The sequence below is a fragment of the Vibrio chagasii genome (genome assembly GCF_024347355.1).
GTDB classification, from domain to species: domain Bacteria; phylum Pseudomonadota; class Gammaproteobacteria; order Enterobacterales; family Vibrionaceae; genus Vibrio; species Vibrio chagasii.
In genome coordinates this window covers 828,457-848,286 of sequence record NZ_AP025466.1, presented here as the reverse complement: position 1 = coordinate 848,286, position 19,830 = coordinate 828,457, and the positions used below count along the sequence as shown (strand labels likewise).

At 43.2% G+C, this 19,830-nt stretch carries 5 protein-coding genes; all 5 read left to right on the top strand.

The features are described 5' to 3' along the window. Positions 1–60 precede the first annotated feature (60 nt). The 5 genes from OCV52_RS19745 to OCV52_RS19725 are packed head-to-tail and all read left to right on the top strand — an operon-like array spanning position 61 to position 19,827. Entirely contained in the window at positions 61–11,418 is an 11,358-nt protein-coding gene (locus OCV52_RS19745; RefSeq protein ID WP_137406857.1) for a non-ribosomal peptide synthetase, read from the top strand. Continuing rightward, positions 11,415–16,925, top strand: coding sequence for a non-ribosomal peptide synthetase (locus OCV52_RS19740; protein ID WP_137406858.1), 5,511 nt, complete (start codon positions 11,415–11,417; stop codon positions 16,923–16,925). The genes OCV52_RS19745 and OCV52_RS19740 overlap by 4 nt, the downstream gene beginning before the upstream one ends. Continuing rightward, positions 16,918–17,988 (top strand): NAD-dependent epimerase/dehydratase family protein, encoded by a 1,071-nt coding sequence (locus OCV52_RS19735; protein WP_137406859.1) that lies wholly within the window; start codon positions 16,918–16,920, stop codon positions 17,986–17,988. The genes OCV52_RS19740 and OCV52_RS19735 overlap by 8 nt, the downstream gene beginning before the upstream one ends. Then, entirely contained in the window at positions 17,988–19,115 is a 1,128-nt protein-coding gene (locus OCV52_RS19730) for a Gfo/Idh/MocA family oxidoreductase (protein ID WP_137406860.1), read from the top strand. The genes OCV52_RS19735 and OCV52_RS19730 overlap by 1 nt, the downstream gene beginning before the upstream one ends. Continuing rightward, positions 19,108–19,827, top strand: coding sequence for a thioesterase II family protein (locus tag OCV52_RS19725; protein WP_137406861.1), 720 nt, complete (start codon positions 19,108–19,110; stop codon positions 19,825–19,827). Before OCV52_RS19730 ends, OCV52_RS19725 begins: the two co-directional genes overlap by 8 nt. Positions 19,828–19,830: the final 3 nt, after the last annotated feature.

The following is a 19,830-nucleotide window of genomic DNA, read 5'->3' as shown; positions in this document are numbered from 1 at the left end:
AATATACTCCCCCTCTGTTTGAGGGGGATAACTACAAATTATTCGTGTAGGAAAAAAATAATGCAAGAAATTGTAGCTGGCTGGGTGCAGCAAAGGTTAATGCATAATTTTGAAAATAATGCATTAGAAATAGCACTGAATGATTGCACTGGTGAAAAACATCAGAGCTATAGTTATCAAGAACTATTTTATGAAGTGAGTAAAGTTGCTCGAAATATAAAATATTTTTCCGGGGAAAGAGCGTTATTATTATTACCAGGGGACTCAAGTTTTATTTTTTCGTACCTAGCCTGTCTGATGGTGGGGGTTACTGCGGTACCTGTCAATTTGCCTGGTGTTAAACGGTTACAGCGAGTTAAATCTAATATTGAGCATATCCTGGATGACTGTGAACCAAACCTCATTGTTGCTTTGTCAGCGACCAAAGGAGAAATTGAAAAATTTGGTTGGGATATAAACCGAGAAGTTGTATATCTGGATGAGTTATTCGGAGAGAAACAACCACTTTGTTGGAATGACCTGTGCCCACCCACAGGTCCCGTAATGTTGCAATATTCATCGGGCTCAACGGGAAGCCCAAAAGCGGTTTGTAACTATGATAAAAATATTTATCATCAATTCGACATTATGCTTCAAGTAGAACCAAGTCTGCAGCATATCCACACCGCAAATTGGTTACCTTTTTATCATGATCTAGGCTTGTTCTACGGTCTTATGTTCCCTTTATTGTCTGGTGGTACGTGCAGTTTTATCCGGCCAAGTCAATTTTCTGTAGAACCAGCAAAATGGTTAAACATGATAGAGCAGTACCAAGCCACAATTACCGCTGCGCCTGATTTTGCCTACCAACTGTGTGTTGATTCTATTTCAGATCTCCAAGCCAGTGAGCTGGATCTCTCATCTTTGAAGGTCGTGATGAATGCTGCTGAGCCGATTCGAGCTTCAACGATAAGGAGCTTTTCTCAAAAGTTCGAATCGTCAGGTTTCCAGTCATCTAGATTCTTACCTGCATATGGAATGGCAGAAGCCACGCTTATTGTGAGCCATAAACCTGCGAATGCCTCAGCAGCAATGAAGACTTTTGATGTTGGCTGTCTTGCTGAAGGACATGCTGTTGAATCTATGTCGGGGCGGGAGTTAGTGAGTAGCGGTAGCCAGTTTAATTCTTGGCAAGTTGAGATTGTTGACCCTCATACCGGTGCTGCTTGTGAGTTGGGACAGGTTGGTGAAGTTTGGGTTCGCGGTAATAGCGTGGCGAAAGGCTACTGGAATAAAGCTTCGCTCACTCAACAAACGTTTAATGCATCGATAAATTCAAGTTGTGACGATGGGGAGTATCTGCGCACCGGAGATCTGGCATTTAAGTGGGGAGGTGAATTGTATATTTGCGGCCGCTTCAAAGATGTCATTATTGTTTCTGGTGAAAACCATATGCCTAACGACCTAGAATCTACGATTGAGAGCATGTGTGGTGACATCGAGGTTGGGGGGGCTTGCTTTGTTCAAGATATTGAGTCAGGTGAAATCCATGGGTTATGCGAAGTGCATCGCCATACAGAACAAAGACAATTAATAAAAATTTCAAAAACAATTAAGTCGCTTATCGCTAAAAATCATAATTTATCAGTGAGTCAAGTTACCCTCATCGCAAGAGGTTGCTTACAAAAAACTTCTAGCGGTAAGATCCGTCGAAGCTTGATGCTATCAGAGCTCCAAGCACAAAAATTAAAGCCACTATATGTATCGTCGCTACCAGCCACTCCCGCTTTCATTACTGACATTTCTGAATATTTGCGAAATTCCCTTGAAGCTATCGTCGGTATTGAGCTAATTGGTGACAAGCAAGGTTTCACTGATGTAGGACTGACAAGTTTGCTTGCGACACAGTGGTGCGCACAAATTTCGAGTCAGCTTGGTATCTCGATTTCACCTGTACAGTTATTTGCTTATCCAAATCTATCCGCTTTTAGTCAGTTTGTTCAACAGCAACACAGGCAGCAGTCCCCAAAAGAGTTGGTGGAGGAGTTTTCATCTCGGTCAACTGATATTGCGATTATTGCAATTAGCAGTCGTTTACCAAAGCAACAAAACGCAAGTTGGGTTGAGTACGCAGATTGGCTAATTAAAGGCGAATCAGCACTAGCGAGTGTGAGTGATGAGTTACGCACATTTTCTTTACCCATAGGTGCGGTTGATAACATAGACAAGTTTGATGCTAATTTCTTTGCTATGTCTTCTCGAGAAGCCTGCTTGCTCGATCCACAACAGCGCTGGTTGATGGAGTCAAGTTGGCATCTTTTTGAACAAGCGGGTTGGTTACCTTCGAAATTAAAAGGGTTGCCATTAGGTATTTTTGTCGGCCAGGGAAGCCAAGATTATAGTGATCTGTTGGCTAATCAAAACGCTCCTGAGTTTTTAAAAAGTTATTTAATTACTGGTACGAGTCGTAGTGGTAGTTCTGGTCGACTTGCTAAATATTACGGTACAAGTGGCCCGGCTATTACTATAGATACCGCTTGTTCATCATCTATCGTTGCTATTGATATGGCTGTCCAAAATATTCAATTAAAGCGTTGTGAATCTGCAATTGCTGGTGGTGTAAACCTTCTTCTCTCGTCTCAAATAGAGAGTGCTTTACAAAAAGCAGGGATGCTTTCTCCGAACGGGCGATGCGCTACTTTTAGTGCTGATGCTGATGGTTATGCTCGTGCTGAGGGTTTAGGGTTACTACTGCTAAAAGATTATGATGCAGCGATAAGAGATGGTGACCCTATTTTAGCGGTTATTGAGGCTACAGGTGTGGCACAAGACGGTGAGAGTAGTAGTTTGACGGCACCTAACCCACTTGCGCAGCAAACACTGTTGAAAGAAGTACTAGCGCGCAGTGGAAGAACAGAAAATGATATTGATGCAATTGAAATGCATGGCACCGGCACACCGCTTGGCGACCCTATCGAATTAAGTGCTATTGATGGTGTTTATCAGAGTCGTATTCAACCGCTGCATTTGACTGCAGGCAAAGCGCAGTTTGGTCACCTAGAATCTGCTGCTGGTGTTGCGGGAGTGATTAGGGCGATTGCTCAAATGCGTGCACAAACTGTTTTCCCTCACCCAACGTTTAAGTCGTTTAATCCTGAGCTACGGCCTTGGATTGAACGTTATATTTTTGAGAACGACGTTCGTCCAATACCGTTAAGACGCATGGGGGTTAGTTCCTTTAGTTTTACTGGGACTTTGGGTCACATTATTATTCGTAATCATCAAGATGTGACGGACAAATCTGAGTATGTATTACCACAGATAGGGTTCCTTCCCTTAACAGCAAGTCATATTGATAGTCTTAGCCAATTGGCTAAAGCTTGGATTCAAACAATAGAATCACACCGTCACAATGCTGTTGAGCTATTCCATGCTTGGAGAGATAAACGCGAGCATCACTTACCAATCCGGCGATGTGTTCCATTTGCAGATATCGAAGACTTACTATGTAAATTAAAACAAATTGCCGTAGGTCAATCTTTCGTTCCGTCGGCATTACCAGCCGAACTTGAACAATGGTGCAATGGTGCTGATTATGACTGGTCGCACTTTAGTGAGAAAGTGACTTATCCAACCGAAATTTTATTGGCTTTACCGCTATACCCATTTAAACGAGAGAAATACTGGGTTGAACAGCAAAATACAGGTAGCAAAAGTAATATAGAGGAAGCTACTTTACCCGCGAAATCAATCATTGATCATCAAGCATTCTTAACTGAATGGCTGAGCGATGTGCTACTTATCGAGCCAGGAGAAATAGGCTTAGACGCTGATTTGATTAACTTAGGCTTGGATTCATTGCAGATGATGGATCTTGTTGATGAAGCGAAAAAGCACAATGTTGTGTTTGAACTTGTTCGGATGTACGAAGCGCCAACTTTAGCTGCGTGGTCTGCATTATGGCAATCATCAGTAAGTTGTGACCAAGTTGCTGAAAAATATCTAGATGCTAAAAAAGAACAAGATACTGAAACAGTATTAACTCACCCTTTCGAGTTGACTAGTGTTCAACAAGCGTATTGGCAAGGTAGGAACAGCACACAAACTCTTGGTGGGGTTGCATGCCAGGTCTACTTAGAGCTTGATAGTGAATGGATCGATAGTGACAAACTTCGTTTAGCGCTTGATCGCCTATATGCCCGTCATAGCATGTTACGAATGAGGATGAATAGCGATGGTCTTGGCTATATTACAGCGAATGCTCCAACGCAAATCCATGAATATGATTGGAGAACTCTTGACTGTGAATTGGCAACAAGTAAACAGGCGGGTCTGAGGCGTAATTTAGAAGCGCAGATTCTGGATTTAGAAAATGAATCTGGCTTGGCAATTAATTTAAGTCATAGTCCGCGAGGTAGTCGTCTTCACTTCAATATTGATATGGTTGTTGCTGATGCATTAAGCATTCAAATCCTGCTTGATGATCTAGCTCAGTTCTATCTCGATGATAATTGTGAACAACTTGCGCAACCAACCCTGCATTTCCCTCAATATCTATCAGCAATACGTGAGCAAGCGCATCTAGAGGCTGATCGTCAATATTGGCTAGCACAACTGCCTAGCTTGCCTTCGGCGCCGCAATTACCGTTGGCAAAACGACCGGAAGAAATCAAACAACCTGTGTTTGTTCACCGTGAATGGCGTTTAGCTGCCGATAAATGGCGAGCATTACAGCAAGCATGCCGTCAACACCGTATTACTCCCTCAATGATGTTGGCGAGTTGTTATGCGGAGACCTTAAGAGGCTGGAGTGATAATAAGGATTTTTGTTTAAATCTTACGATTTTCAACCGACGTCATACTGCCATGGATGTGTCGGGTGTTGTTGCTGATTTTACTACGCTGATGCTATTAGCATGCCGTGATGGAGAAGCATCCAATATCTTAGATAATGCAAGTGCATTGAATCGCCAATTTATGGCGAATCTTGACCATAGTGATTTCGATGCAATTCGCTTGTTAAGAGAGCTTTCCAAGCAGAGAGGCTCTCAAGTTGCCATGCCGATAGTTTTCACTAGTAACCTAGGTAATGACTTCCTTGGCGATAGTTGTCTGGGTGAGATGAATTATGTCATCTCTCAGACGCCTCAGGTTTGGATTGACTGTCAGGTAATGGAGAGAAAAGGGGAGTTGATAATAAGTTGGGATACAGTCGATGATTTATTCCCAGCCAATATGGTCGATCAGATGTTTGCTAGTATGGGGAGGCTAATCACTGAAATAGCGCAGCGACCTAACATGCTGAAACAAACGGTGCCCGCGTTTTTAACCGAAGAAGCAAGAAAAGATCGTGCTTCGAGAAACAGCAGTGACGTGATTTCGTACGCCCCTCGCACTCTCCATCAGCGATTCTTTGAATTGGCAGAGGCGCAACCTGATGCCATTGCGGTTATTGAAAATAAAGCGTCGATGTCTTATCGCCAGTTGTCAGAAAGTGCTGGTGAACTTGCCTATCGTCTCAAGCAAGAAGGTGTACTGTCTGGGGATCGTGTGGCGATTTTATTGCCAAAGGGAGCATCACAAGTTGTCGCGGTGTTGGCAATACACTTATTGGGCGCTAGTTATGTCCCCCTCGATATTGAGCAACCAGTCGCTCGGTTGAATCAAATTATTGAGCAAGCAGCAATTAAAATCGTTGTAATAAATCAGGATGCTGTGGAGGCAATTACCAACCAAGAAGCAATGGCTGGTTGGTCATTACTCGATATTGATGAACGTGGGCAAGAGCACATCATAGCAACACAAATTGCTTCGGTATCACCACACGATGTTGCTTATATTATTTATACCTCTGGCTCTACCGGTATTCCTAAAGGCGTTATTACTACCCATCAAGCTGCGGCCAATACTATTGATGATATTAATCAGCGTTATCAGTTGGTTAGTGACTGTCGAACATTTGCTTTATCGGCACTGAACTTTGATTTATCTGTCTTTGATATTTTTGGACCACTTTCTGTAGGGGGCTGCGTTGTTGTTCCTCAACAGTCAGAACGAAAAGAAGCAAAAGCGTGGATTTCATTGATTCATGAATATCAAATTACGATATGGAATAGTGTGCCTGCACTGTTCGAAATGTTGTTAATTGCAGCTGAAAATGACACTCGTCAATTGCCAAGCTCGATGACAAATGTTCTGTTGTCAGGTGACTGGGTTGGTTTGGATTTACAACCAAGATTAAATGCTTTGAACCCATCAATTCAATTGACGGCATTAGGAGGGGCAACAGAAGCTGCGATTTGGTCTAATGCTTTTGATGTCAACTACGTAGAGACGGATTGGACAAGCATTCCATACGGTTATTCATTGAGTAATCAAAGTTACCGAGTGATGGATGCCTTGGGCCGAGATTGTCCTGATTGGGTGACTGGTGAGCTCTGGATTGGTGGTCAGGGGGTTGCAGAGGGGTACTTTGCTGACCCTGAAAGAACAGCAGCACAATTTATTTTCCATGATGGGCAACAGTATTACCGAACTGGTGATATGGGACGTTTTTGGTCTAACGGGATCGTTGAGTTTATTGGGCGACGAGATAACCAGGTCAAACTTAATGGCTTTAGGATTGAACTTGGGGACGTTGAGCATGCGGCAGAGCAATTTTCTGGGGTGCAAAAAGCGATAGCGCTATTGCTAGATAAACCACAGAAACATATTCAACTTTTTGTTTCTAAACAGCAAGGCGAGGTGAGTGCTCTTCAAACTGAGTATGAAGCTGATATGACGCTGCTTGATACAAAGGTATCGCAACCCACACCACCAAAGCCTGTCGATCACACCGCTATTGAGCAAGCAATGGCAACGCATGTTATGCGTTTGGTGCTCGATAAGATGGTGATAGCAAATAACGTTAAACCGGGTGCGTCACTGACGCTGGATGAGTGGCTATGTAGTTTGCATATTACACCTCGTTTTCAAGCTGTATTTGAAAGCTGGTTGCATGTTCTCGTTGAAACAAAGCAATGGTCAGCTGAGCGGGGATATTGGCGTCAAGAGCAAGACGTCGTTAGTCCAATGGTTGCCTACCAAAAGAAGGTCGCGCATATGCCTGCTCATGCTTCAATCTTATCGGCATTAGAAAATAAGGTTGATTGGTATGTTGACTTGATGCAGGGCGAGGTAAGTGAAGTTACGCTTATTGATGACCCGGTGTTGACACCTGAAGCGTTAGCATTAATCCACCCTGATTTTTCATCAACGGAACAATATATTGTTGAAACAATAGTCTTACTTTCTAAGCAATTGGGTCGAGCTGTAAACGTTGTCGAACTCAATGGTAGAACGGGTCATTTAGCATCACATATATTGAATCAATGTGACGCTAGCCAGGTAAGTTACTGCGTAGCTGAACAAGCTAAGTCGGTTCTTGATCAAGCGACATTCCGATTAGTGGGCTATGGGGATCATGCTTTTGCTTGTGCATTAAGCGACGTTGAAAGGCATCAAGCTGATTTGGTGATCAGTAACAATGCACTCCATCGTTTTAATGATGTGAATGAAGGGATTAACCTAATGTCTTCACTTATCGCACCAAGTGGTCATTTTGTTGCGATAGAGACGCAAGCGCTGAGCCCTCTTGCATTATTAACGGTGACATTAATGCAGCCAGAAGCGTTAATGAGAAGCGTAGATCAAAGCCCTTATCATGATTGTCGCCGAGGGGAGTCTTCACCTCTACTTGATGCCCAACAATGGCAAACTAGTTTGCAAACTTCATCACTAAGCATGAATGTCTTGCCTGTAGTAAATAAAGCGAACTTATTAGTGATGACGGGGCGCCAGGCTGAAACTCTTGCTGTGTCTGATACCTCTCAACTGGCTGACTGGTTAGCATTACAGCTACCCAATTATATGTTGCCTCAACACATTGTCGTTTGTTCAACAATGCCTTTAACAAACAATGGCAAAATTGACCGTACTCAACTGCGCTTATCAGCTGCCAATATTGCAATGGTTACTCATGAAGATAAACAAGATTGCGTAACCGACAATGAAAAGTATGTTGCAGAGGTTTGGGCGCAAGTTCTTGGTGTAACACCATCACGTACAGATAATTTCTTCCTGTTAGGAGGCGATAGTCTTCATGCAACAAGAATTACGGCGGCATTGGGCGAGGTTGGCTTTAATAGTGTGAAGTTGTCCGATGTCTTTTCACTTCCTGTGTTGAGTGACTTTGCTCGCCATTTAGAATTTGATGCAGGTGAAATTTCATCACAAATCACGTTAGTGCATAACGAGAATGAACGTTATCAACCATTTGTGCTGACTGATGTTCAACAAGCCTACATTATGGGGCGAAACGAAGGCTTTGTGATGGGCGGTGTTGGCACACATTTCTATTCTGAATTTGAAGCTGATGGCTTTGATGTGACGCGTCTAGAGCAAGCGCTTATGCGTTTAATTGAGCGTCATGACACCCTTCGTATTGTGTTTGATGACCAAGGGCAACAAGTTTGTATTCCGTCAGCACTTTACTGTCCGATGGAGATTGTCTCTTGTACTGAAAAACAGTGGGAAGAAGTTGTTACTCATCAACGTGAGGTGCTATCTCATCGAGTGTTAAATCCTCAGGTATGGCCGCTTTTCCACCTTACACTCATTGAGTCTGAATGTGGGAAAAAACGGCTATGTATCGGCTTAGACAATGTCATTCTTGATGGTCTTAGCATGCGGATTTTCTTTGCTGAGCTTGGAATTTTATATCGTGATTTGGAAGCCGACTTGCCAGAGTTGGGGATTACGTTCCGTGATTATCAACAGCAAGTTTATCTGCAAGAAGAGTATGAATCCCAAACATTAGCGAAGAGTTATTGGTTAAGCAGACTGCCTAGTTTACCGGAGGCTCCGCGTCTGCCGTTAAGCATGGAGCCAAATCAATTAGAGAAGCCACGCTTCGTTCGACGCCAATCCTGCTTGTCTAAAGAATTATGGAGCCGTTTAACAGAGAAAGCACGAGAGTGTGCGATCACGCCGTCTTGTTTGTTGCTTAACTGTTATGCGCAAGTATTGGCAAAATGGTCCGAATCCTCATCGCATTGCATCAATGTTACTTTGTTTGATCGCAAGCCTGTCCATGACAATATTCAGCACATTATGGGGGATTTCACCTCACTTTTGTTACTTGAGACAAATCAAATTGCAGGTGAAAGTTGGTTGCAAAGTGCTGAGCGTTTGCAACAGCAGTTATGGCAAGACTTGGAGTACGCCGATGTTTCTGCTGTTTGGGTGATACGCGAGTTAGCCAAGTTAAAAGAAGTGACTGATTTGAGTATGCCAGTGGTGTTCACTAGTGCACTAGGTGCGGACACTAGCCTTGATGAGTCTTCTGAGTTAGGCATTACCCGATCTGTATGGGGCGTATCTCAAACACCTCAAGTTTGGATTGACCATCAAGTATTTGAGCAAGATGGAGAATTACACTTTAACTGGGATGTTGTCGAGGCGTTGTTCCCTGACGGTGTAGTTGATGCAATGTTTAATTCATATTGCCAATTATTGGAGCAACTTGCTGACTGTGATTGGTCACAGCCATCGCCAATAGCGTTACCTGCATCACAGCGAGAAGTTCGCACTCTTGTTAACAGCACTCAGGACGTGGTGCCTCTGCGAGCAATGCACATTAGTGTGTATGAAAAAATGCAAGCAGCACCTGAGGCGACGGCGATTGTCGCTAATGGTCAGCGCTATAAGTATCGAGATCTGCATACAAAAGTGAGTCAGGCAGCGTACCAGTTGCAAAAACATGGAATTGCTAAAGGTGATTGCGTTGGTGTCATGTTGCCGCGCTCTATCGAGCAGATTGTTTCTGTCCTTGCAATTCAGTGGATTGGAGCGGCTTATGTACCATTAGCAACTGATTGGCCAAAAGCTCGAGTTGAGTCTGTATTGGCGCAAGCATGCATCAAGTTCGTGATTTGTGACCGCAACGAGTTGTTTGAGAATGGTGGCCAAGGGATCAATGTTGAAAGCTTGCTGGCTTCTGAAGAAGCTTTGGTTGAGCCCCTTCAGAGCACGCTTGATGAGTTGGCTTATGTGATCTTCACCTCAGGCAGTACAGGAACACCGAAAGGGGTTGCGATCACTCATGGCGCGGCCATGAATACCATTGAAGCGGTCAATCGTCAGCACAATGTAACTGCAGATGACAGTGTCTTAGCGTTATCAGCCTTGTACTTCGACCTATCAGTATATGACATTTTTGGCTTGCTGTCTGTTGGCGGGAAATTGGTGCTTATCAACGATGAGCAAACCAGAGACGTTGGCGTTTGGTTAGAGTTGGTTCAGCAGCATCAAATTACCTTGTGGAATACCGTACCAGCATTGTTAGAAATGCTTTTGATGGGGAATGAGTCACAGGCTGAATGTCAGCTATTGACCTCATTGCGCTGCGTTATGTTGTCAGGTGATTGGATCAATCTGGAATTACCTGAACGCTTACGTCGTAACAGTTGTCTTGCCAAATTCGTGGCGATGGGAGGTGCGACTGAAGCTGCAATTTGGTCGAACTATTGTGTTGTTCAGCAAGTTGAAAAGCAATGGCGTTCAATTCCTTATGGTAAGCCTTTACCAAATCAATGTTTTAGAGTTGCAAGTGATATTGGTGATGACTGCCCTGACTGGGTTGCCGGTGAACTATGGATTGGGGGAGATGGTGTCGCCCAAGGTTACATTGGTAATGAGGAATTAACTCAGCAGCAGTTCTGTGAACATCAATCACAACGTTGGTATCGAACCGGTGATATAGGGCGCTACTGGCCTGATGGAACTATAGAGTTCCTTGGGCGTCGTGACCACCAGGTTAAAGTGGCAGGGCTGCGTATTGAACTCGGTGAAATAGTGAAAGCACTTAAGTCATGCGCTGGAGTGAAAGATGCGATTGTATTGATTGAGCATCATGATTCTCGTCCTAAGATTCATGCTTATTTGTTGTCGAATATGGCCGTCGAACTGTCGATTATTCAGCCGCAATTATTAAATTATTTACCAAGTTACTCTATGCCTGATGGCTACGCCGTACTTCAAGAATGGCCACTCACAGCTAACGGTAAAGTCGATCGAAATGTATTAAAAACCTTGGAACTTTCAATTTCTAATGAGAGTGAGTTTGTTGCACCAAGTACAGATGAAGAGATTGTTCTGACTCAAGCAATGCAACAAGTTCTTGGTATTAATACGCCAATTAGCGCGAGCGATAACTTCTTTGCCTTAGGCGGAGATTCATTTGTTGCGATTCAGCTAGCTAGCACACTCCAACAACAGCACGGCATTACTTTGCCACTTCACGCTGTGTTTAATTTACAAACGATTTCACGTATTGCACTTGCTCTTGAAACCTCAGAAAAAGAGAGCAACGAGGTTGATTTTGAGGAAGGAATCTTATGAAAAAAGGAACAACATTAATGTCACCATTAGCGTTACTTCAACAGTTAGAAGCCAAGAAAGCCGAGTTTTGGCTTGAAGCTGACGCCTTGAAGTTCAGAGCTCCTCAAGGCGTGATGACCAAAGAGGTTGTTGAGCAGCTTAAAGCAGTAAAAAGTGAATTAATAACAATACTAAAAGAGCGTGAATTGGGCGCTGTTCTTTGTCCTAGTACGAAAGATAAATATGAGATTTTTCCGGTAAATGATGTACAGGCCGCTTATCTTATTGGACGGCAAAATGTGTTTGAGTTCGGTGGCACAGGCTGCCACGGTTACTTTGAGCTCGAATTTGCACATCTTGATGTTGAGAAGCTAAACCAAGCTTGGAATAAGCTCATTGAACGCCATGAGATGTTGCGAGCTATAGTCTTTTCTAATGGTACTCAGCAAATACTATCACAAGTACCTGAGTATAAGATTGAATGTGATTTGCAAACTGATAGGAGGTTAACGTATCGGGCAAACATGTCCCATCGCGTTTATGACACTGAAGCATGGCCTCTGTTTGACTTAAAAGTAAGCGGGTCGGAAGGTAAATCATACCTGCATTTTAGTATTGACCTATTGATTGCAGACTTTATGAGTATTCAGGTGATTTTGTCTGAGTTGATTCATTTTTATCATGAGTCTGAATTGGTGCTAGCGCCTATTAGCTTATCGTTCAAAGATGTCATGGAGTTTGAAAAGCGACAGAAGCTGACAGACAAATATGCGCAAGCGAGACAATACTGGCAAGACCGAGTGCCTCATTTGCCAATGGCACCAGAGTTACCACTCCTCGCTGATATTAATGATGGTTTGACGTCGGAAGCTACGAAAGAAACACCGCATTTCACTCGCCATGAAATGCAATTAGCGCCAGAGCAATGGGCTGAACTCGAAAGTCAATGCAATCATCAAGGGGTTAGCCCTTCATCGCTATTACTGACGCTCTTTAGTGAAGTGTTAGCTAAGTGGTCTAAATCAAAACATTTTTGTTTGAACATGACGGTAATGAATCGTGAACCGATCCATCCAGATTTACTCAATATGGTGGGGGATTTCACGAGTGTTAACTTGCTGGAAGTGAATCTTACGGAGTCACGAACCTTATTAGCACAAGTGAAAGAGCAGCAGAATCAATTGTGGCAAGACTTAGAGTATAAAGCGTTTAGTGGCGTTGAGGTTATGCGTGAAATAGCCCGACAACGTGGTGCTGATTATGCTCGCATGCCAATAGTCTTCACGAGTGCATTAGTCGGTAGTAATAGAGAGCAAGTTTCAGAGACCAAATCTCAGTACGAGATGGGGATGGAGGTTGCATATGGTATTAGTCAAACGCCTCAAGTTTGGATTGATTGCCAACTTATGAATCGAGACCGCTGTTTGTACATCAATTGGGATGTACTTGACGGCATATTCCCTGACTCAATGATCGAGTCAATGTTTACATGCTTTGAAGGTGCGATTGAACAAGTCATTGCTGGTGGACTTCAGCAGTGGGATCAAGCTACTCGCCTTGCTTTACCGAATAAACAACAACAGGTTCGCGAACAGGTAAATAATACGATTAAACCTGTTGCTGAATCTATGTTGCATCAACTGGTATTAGAGCAAGCAGTGTTAACGCCTGATGCGACAGCACTGGTTACGCCCGAACAAACACTGACATACGATGAGCTGATCGTTCGTTCAAAGTCACTGGCGAGCAAGTTACCAAAGGGAGCTCGTATTGCGATTGCGATTGATAAAAGTGTTGAACAAGTTGTTTCAACATTAGCAACGTTATTAGCTGATGGGGTGTATTTACCGCTTGACGTTAGTCAGCCGGTTTCTCGTATGAAACAAATTCTGTTTGATGCCGATGTAGAGTTGGTGTTGACGCGCTCAAATGAACTTGCCCAACAGCTAGCAGACGATGGGTTTGAGGCCGTCAATATTTGTGATGCGCAAGCGCTACAAGGTCGTGTTCATAACATTGGCAGTACAGAGATAACTCAGTCATCTGAACGACTGGCTTACATTATTTATACCTCTGGTAGTACAGGAAGCCCCAAAGGTGTCATGGTAAGTCATCAAGCGGCTGTGAATACTGTGGTCGATATCAATCGTCGCTTTGACATTACAGCAAGCGATGTGGTGTTTGGATTGGCTAAACTAAGTTTTGATCTCTCAGTTTATGACATCTTTGGTACCTTAGCTTGTGGTGCTACGTTGGTGCTACCTTGCGAGAAAAATATTCAAAACCCAGCAGAATGGACTCGTCAAATTCGAGAACATAACGTCAGTGTTTGGAACTCTGTACCTGCGCAGATGACAATGTTAACGCGATATTTAGCCGACGAATCACTACCTACGCTGGATAGTATTAAATGCGTAATGATGTCTGGTGATTGGATTCCGGTCGCATTACCTAAAGCGATTGCTACCTTGATACCTGACGCCCGACTATACAGCTTAGGTGGCGCGACAGAGGCCGCTATTTGGTCTATATATTTCCCAATTGATCCTACCTTTGATTATTACACTTCTATTCCTTACGGTACTCCGTTATCAAATCAGATGTTTGCTGTACTGGATGACAAAGGTATGGCCTGCCCTGACTGGGTTGCAGGTGAACTGTGTATTGGCGGTAGCGGGGTAGCGCTCGGGTACTGGCAAGATGAAGAGAAAACGGCTGCCCATTTCTTCCAAGATGCGTATACCGGAACACCTTGGTATCGAACGGGTGACCGAGGTTATTACCGAGATGATGGTGTAATCGTGTTTGTTGGTCGTGATGACAACCAAGTAAAAGTACGAGGATATCGAGTTGAGCTTGGTGAAATAGAATCAGCGCTTGAGCGTCAATCATCAGTATCTCAAGCTGTCGTCTTAGCGCGAGGAGATAAGCATAATTATCACCTTCAAGCTTACATTGAGCCGGCTATTTACCCAAATGATGCAAAAAGTACTTTGTTCTCGCATCAATTTGCAGAGACGGAAACCGAGTTAACTTTGACGGCAGAAGCTATTAGGCAAACAGTGCCAGAGAAGTCGGTAACAGACTTTGTTTATTATTTAGATAGAGTCGCTTTGCTCCATATGGTTCAAGCATTGCAATCAAGTGGAGGATTAGGTGAAGGTCAACAGAAAAACATCGATGACATGATTGCTGATGGTAATTATGCGCCTCGTCATAAACAATTATTAAGTCGATGGCTAAAAGCGCTTATTGAAAATCAGCTAGCACGACATGATGGAGAAACATACGCTTTACTACAGCAAGTGAGCGAAGATGATATCTCGTTATGTTGGAAAGGATGTTACGAAGCACTGGAGTGTTTGGATGGTGATAAAGGCTTAGTTAACTACCTTGAGCGAAGTAGTCAATGTTTGCCTGAGTTACTGCGAGATAAGGCCGATCCTCTCGATTTGTTGTTTCCTGATGGCAAGTTAGATGTCGCGACATCAACTTACCAAAATAACTTGATCAGCAAAATTATGAATAAAATGTTGATCACAGCGGCGTTAAGTAAAGTAAAGCATTTAGCTGAACGTGCTCAGCCAATTCGTATCCTAGAGATTGGTGCTGGTGTTGGTGGTACAAGTAACGAGCTTATTCCGGCTCTAGCAGCACATAATGTCGAGTATACCTTTACTGATGTTTCATCATTTTTCCTCAATGAAGCTAAGCTTCGTTATCAAGGTTATGATTTTGTTGATTATCGCTTATACGATTTCAATCAACCTGCGTTAGAGCAAGGTTTTGATTGCGGTCAGTATGATCTGGTTGTTTCTTCTAATGTGTTACATAACGCAGTTGTTGCGCGTGAAGGGTTAAATCACTTACGTGAGTTAATGAAGCCAGGGGCTTGGTTACTTGTAATTGAGGCGACAAGAGATAATTACCAACTTATGACTTCAATGGAATTCAAACATGGCTTGACCGCTCATAATGATGAACGTTTAGCATTAAATTCTCCATTTATGCCTCAGGAACGTTGGTTAAACGCAATGTCGGATGTAGGGGCTGAGCAGTTATTTGCGTTCCCTAATAATCAAGAAGCCTTATATCAATTAGGTCAAAGTTTTATGCTGGCCCAATTCAATGGTCAGAAGCATGAATGTGATAAGACTGAAATCTTAGAACAGCTTAGTAAAGAGTTACCTAGTTATATGGTACCTGCACAATTGGCTGTCTTAGACCGTTTTCCGCTTACAAATAACGGTAAAATAGATAGAAAGGCGTTACCTGAAATTATAGGCCATCAAGAGACTCTACAAAACGAGGTATCAGAAGACCTTGATCAACTTGAGACGTTATTACTATCGTCATGTCGGGATGTGATTGGTAACCCTAATATGGGGCCAAATGATGATTTCTTTGGTGCGGGTGGTGACTCATTATTGATAACGCAGTGGGTGAGTAGGATCCGCCAAGAATTAGGTGAAGAATTTGTTCCCTGGGAAGGGACACTTCGCCAGGTATTGCAAACCCCCACTATTAAAGAGCTTGCGATCTTCTTACGAAAACAAACGCCAATTCAGCAGCACTGCAGTGCGATTGAAGATAGTTCAATGGCTTTGCAGCGTATTAAAGAAGGTGACGGCGCACCTATCATTATTCTTCATGATGGTAGCGGCACTGTAATGCCTTGCTTAGCACTCGTAGAGCACCTTACAGCGCCAGTTTATGGCATTAGTGTTCAGGATAGACAGCAATATTTAACCATTCCAAGTGAACATTTGATCGTTGAATTAGCTGATCAATACAAAGCCTTATTGGAAGATAATTTTGACTTGTCTAAATGCCATCTTTTTGGTTTTTGTATGGGGGGGTTAATTGCTTTTGAGCTGGCAAGACAAGCGATGGAATGTGGCTCTCCGTTCGCATCATTGACGATCGCAAGTAGTTATCAAATTCCGTACAAAGTAAATGACCCTATGATGACGGATGTCGCTCTTGCTAAAGAACTGAATGTACCAAACCCTTGGAGCGGTATTGATTTACTTCAGCTTGAGCAAACTTATTTGGCTTTATTAGCCACTAAGCCTAATCAAATTAATATTGAAGATGTAGTGGCTAAAGCTAAACAGCTCGGCTTTGATAAACTCTCACTAAATTATGCGAGTTACGCAAAAGCAAATGAAGCACAGCGTATCGCTTATTTCCAAACAGTACTTGATATCCAATCAAATCAACAAACGGCAAAAGTAGGAGATATTTCTCAGCTCTATCCAGTGTTCCATCACAGTTTGCAGGCTGTGACTCATTATGAACCATCTTTTTATAGTGGTGATTTCACTTTCGCTTGTCAGCAAGATGAAACTTATTTACTGCCCACGCTTAAAGCCGATATGCATGACTTTTGGCTGCAATATAGTGTTGGTGACATTGATGTTATTTCACTTGAAGGTGATCACTTCACCTGTATGCAATCATCTCAAGTATTACCTCTAGCTAAGCACTTAAACACAGTTGCTGTGCAAGGAGGAAAGCATGAATAGAGTCGCCATCTTCGGAGCTTGTGGTGAAGTGGGACAACATATAGACCAAGCGCTTTGTGCGCTTGGTTATCAAGTTACGCGAATAGGACGGCAGCCACGTCCTGACTTAACACATTATAGGATTGTTGATTTGTATGATCAGAAGGAGGTGGCAGCTGTTTGCCATCATCATGATTTGATCATAAATGCAGCAGGGCCTGCGTCGGCGATTCGAGACAATATAGCTCGCGTTGCAATAGACACTCATACCTTATATGTCGATGTAGGGGGGGAGCAGGATGTTTTCGGTCACGTTCAGCAACAGTTGCAGGGTCGAGACTTACCAGTTAGCTGTGTTTTTGGAGCGGGTTTTGTTCCCGGTTTTACCTCGTTGCTTCCTTTTATTGCCAAAGAAAAGCTACAAGAACTGCACAGTATCGAGCTTTATGTAGGGGGTATTGAAGCATTTACATCAACGTCTGCGATAGATTTTATTGCAAGCTTAGGGGGGAATGATGCTTTAAGCGGGGTGGTAATTAGAGATGATATAAAGGTGAGAGAGGGGGTAAGAGAGGGGTATCAACCACTACCTGAGGGAAAAGAATTTACCGCATTACCTTATTTGAGTGCTGAGCATCAACGCGTCGCTAACACACTTTCAATATCTAACTTCGCGGCCTTTAATTTAGTCGCTGATCGACAGTTATTAATGTCAGCAAATGAAAGTGCTAAGGAGCAAACTGCAGCGTTAGTTAGGCTGAGTCAATCCATGGTTCAGAAGCATGGTACTCAGCAATATTGCGTAATGGATGCGCAAGGTTGGATTGCTCAACAGCCAGTTAATTTAGCGCTTCGTTGTAAGTTTAATAATGGCTATCGAATGACGGGACTGGCCGCCGCTTTTACTGCGCACCAATTGTTAACGCGATCATCGTCTCATTTAAATAATGGGGTGTTTTGGCTTTCTGAAATAGTTGAAACAGGTCATTTAATCTCGTTTTTGCACGAACAAAATATGTTTAGTCATTGGGACCTCTCGATTGAGCCTAATTATAAATTGGCGTTTGAAGAGGGGGCTTTGTGATGAAAACATATCGTGTTGTTGTATGTGGAACGCTTTTTGGTCAGGTATACCTTTCCGCATTTAAACGCCAATTCCCAGGATTTGAACTTGCTGGAATTTTAGCAAGAGGAAGTAAGCGCTCGTTAACAATAGCTAAGGAGTATGGTGTGCCTTTATATCGTGAGGTATCAGAATTACCTCACGATATTGATATTGCATGTGTTGTTGTTCGTTCTGCAATTGTAGGGGGGGATGGGTCACAACTTGCCCGCGCATTATTAGAAAAAGGCATACATGTTCTGCAAGAGCATCCCGTTTATGAAAAAGATGTCGTGGAATGCTTAAAGTTAGCGAGGAAAAATGGATGTCATTACCAAATTAATACTCATTATCCTAATGTGCCAGCTGTTCGCCACTTTGTTGAGTACTTAAAGAAAGCGCGTGAAACTCAGCAGCCTTGCTTTATTGAAGCGACCTGTGGAGTACAAGTGATTTGCGGCTTGCTCGATATGTTGGGACAGGCATTAGGAGGGGTTACGCCATTTGAGTTCCATTCTAATGTTGATTGGTCTGAGGTGAGAAAATTAAAGTCGGAGCTATTACCGCCTTATCAAGTAATTCACGGTGTTTTTGCTGGGGTTCCGCTCATCTTGAAGATTCAGAACCAGTTGGATCCAGGCGACCCTGATAACCATTTCCACATTATGCATCGCATTACTGTGGGGTTACCGAGTGGCAATTTGGTGTTAGTTAACACACATGGCCCAGTGTTATGGAATAGAGCTTTTCATATACCTCGAACCCCTGAGGAAAATGGGATGAGAGAGTTGCTCGATAAACAACAAGCGCCAGAGTTTTATCAGCCCGCTTCTTGCGAGTTTCTATACAAAGAAATGCCAAGCTTAGAAGAAATTATTGACGAACACTGGTCAGAGGCAATCAGAACAGCATTACATAGCATGGTAAGTAATATTGAATCACCAACCCCTGCATCAGCACAGTTCTTACTAGGACAAGCATCAGTATGGCGATCTTTAATGGGGTGTATTGGGAATCCTGAAGTCATTTCGGCGCAAGAGCCAATGTTAACGAGCCCTTCTATTGAAGGTTGGTTGGTTGAATATCATCAGGAGAGTGAAAATGCATAAGCCATTGAAACTCATCAAACCAGGCACACGTAGGCAGCTAATCTGTTTCCACTTTGCTGGAGGGAATGCGGAATATTTCATGCCGTGGCGTGACCATATTGATGAGCATACCGCTGTTTATGCAGTGCAACTCTCAGGTCGTGGTCATCGACTATCAGAAAAACTCAAGACTTGCTTACACCAGTGTGCTGATGAGGTTGCGCAAAGTTTATCTTTTTTGCCTCATCGCCCCACCTCCTTTTTTGGCCACAGTATGGGCGCCGCTTTGGCGTTTGAAACCGCAATACGCTGGGAGCAGCAGGGTCGTAAATTGGCGCATTTCTTTGCTTCAGGACGAATTCCACCGCATAAAAGTAGAGGGACCAACTACCATAAGCAAAGTGATGATGCTTTGGTTAACAAAATCATGGGGTTAGGGGGAACATCAGAGGTTGTTTTTGATAACCCAGCCCTTAGAAAGTTAATGCTACCCATTATTCGTGCTGATTTTGAGGCAATAGAAAGCTATCAACGAGACTCTTTACCAACACTTTCCTGTCCTCTTAGTGCTTTGCTGGGTGAGGGAGATACAGAAGTAACAGAAAGTGAAATTCTAGATTGGTCATTAGCAACTGTGGGGGAGTTTGATTTTCAGCGTTTTTCTGGTGGGCATTTTTACCTTAATAACCTCTGTCCTACATTGTTTGACTACCTTAAAAATAAAATGTCTTAGTTC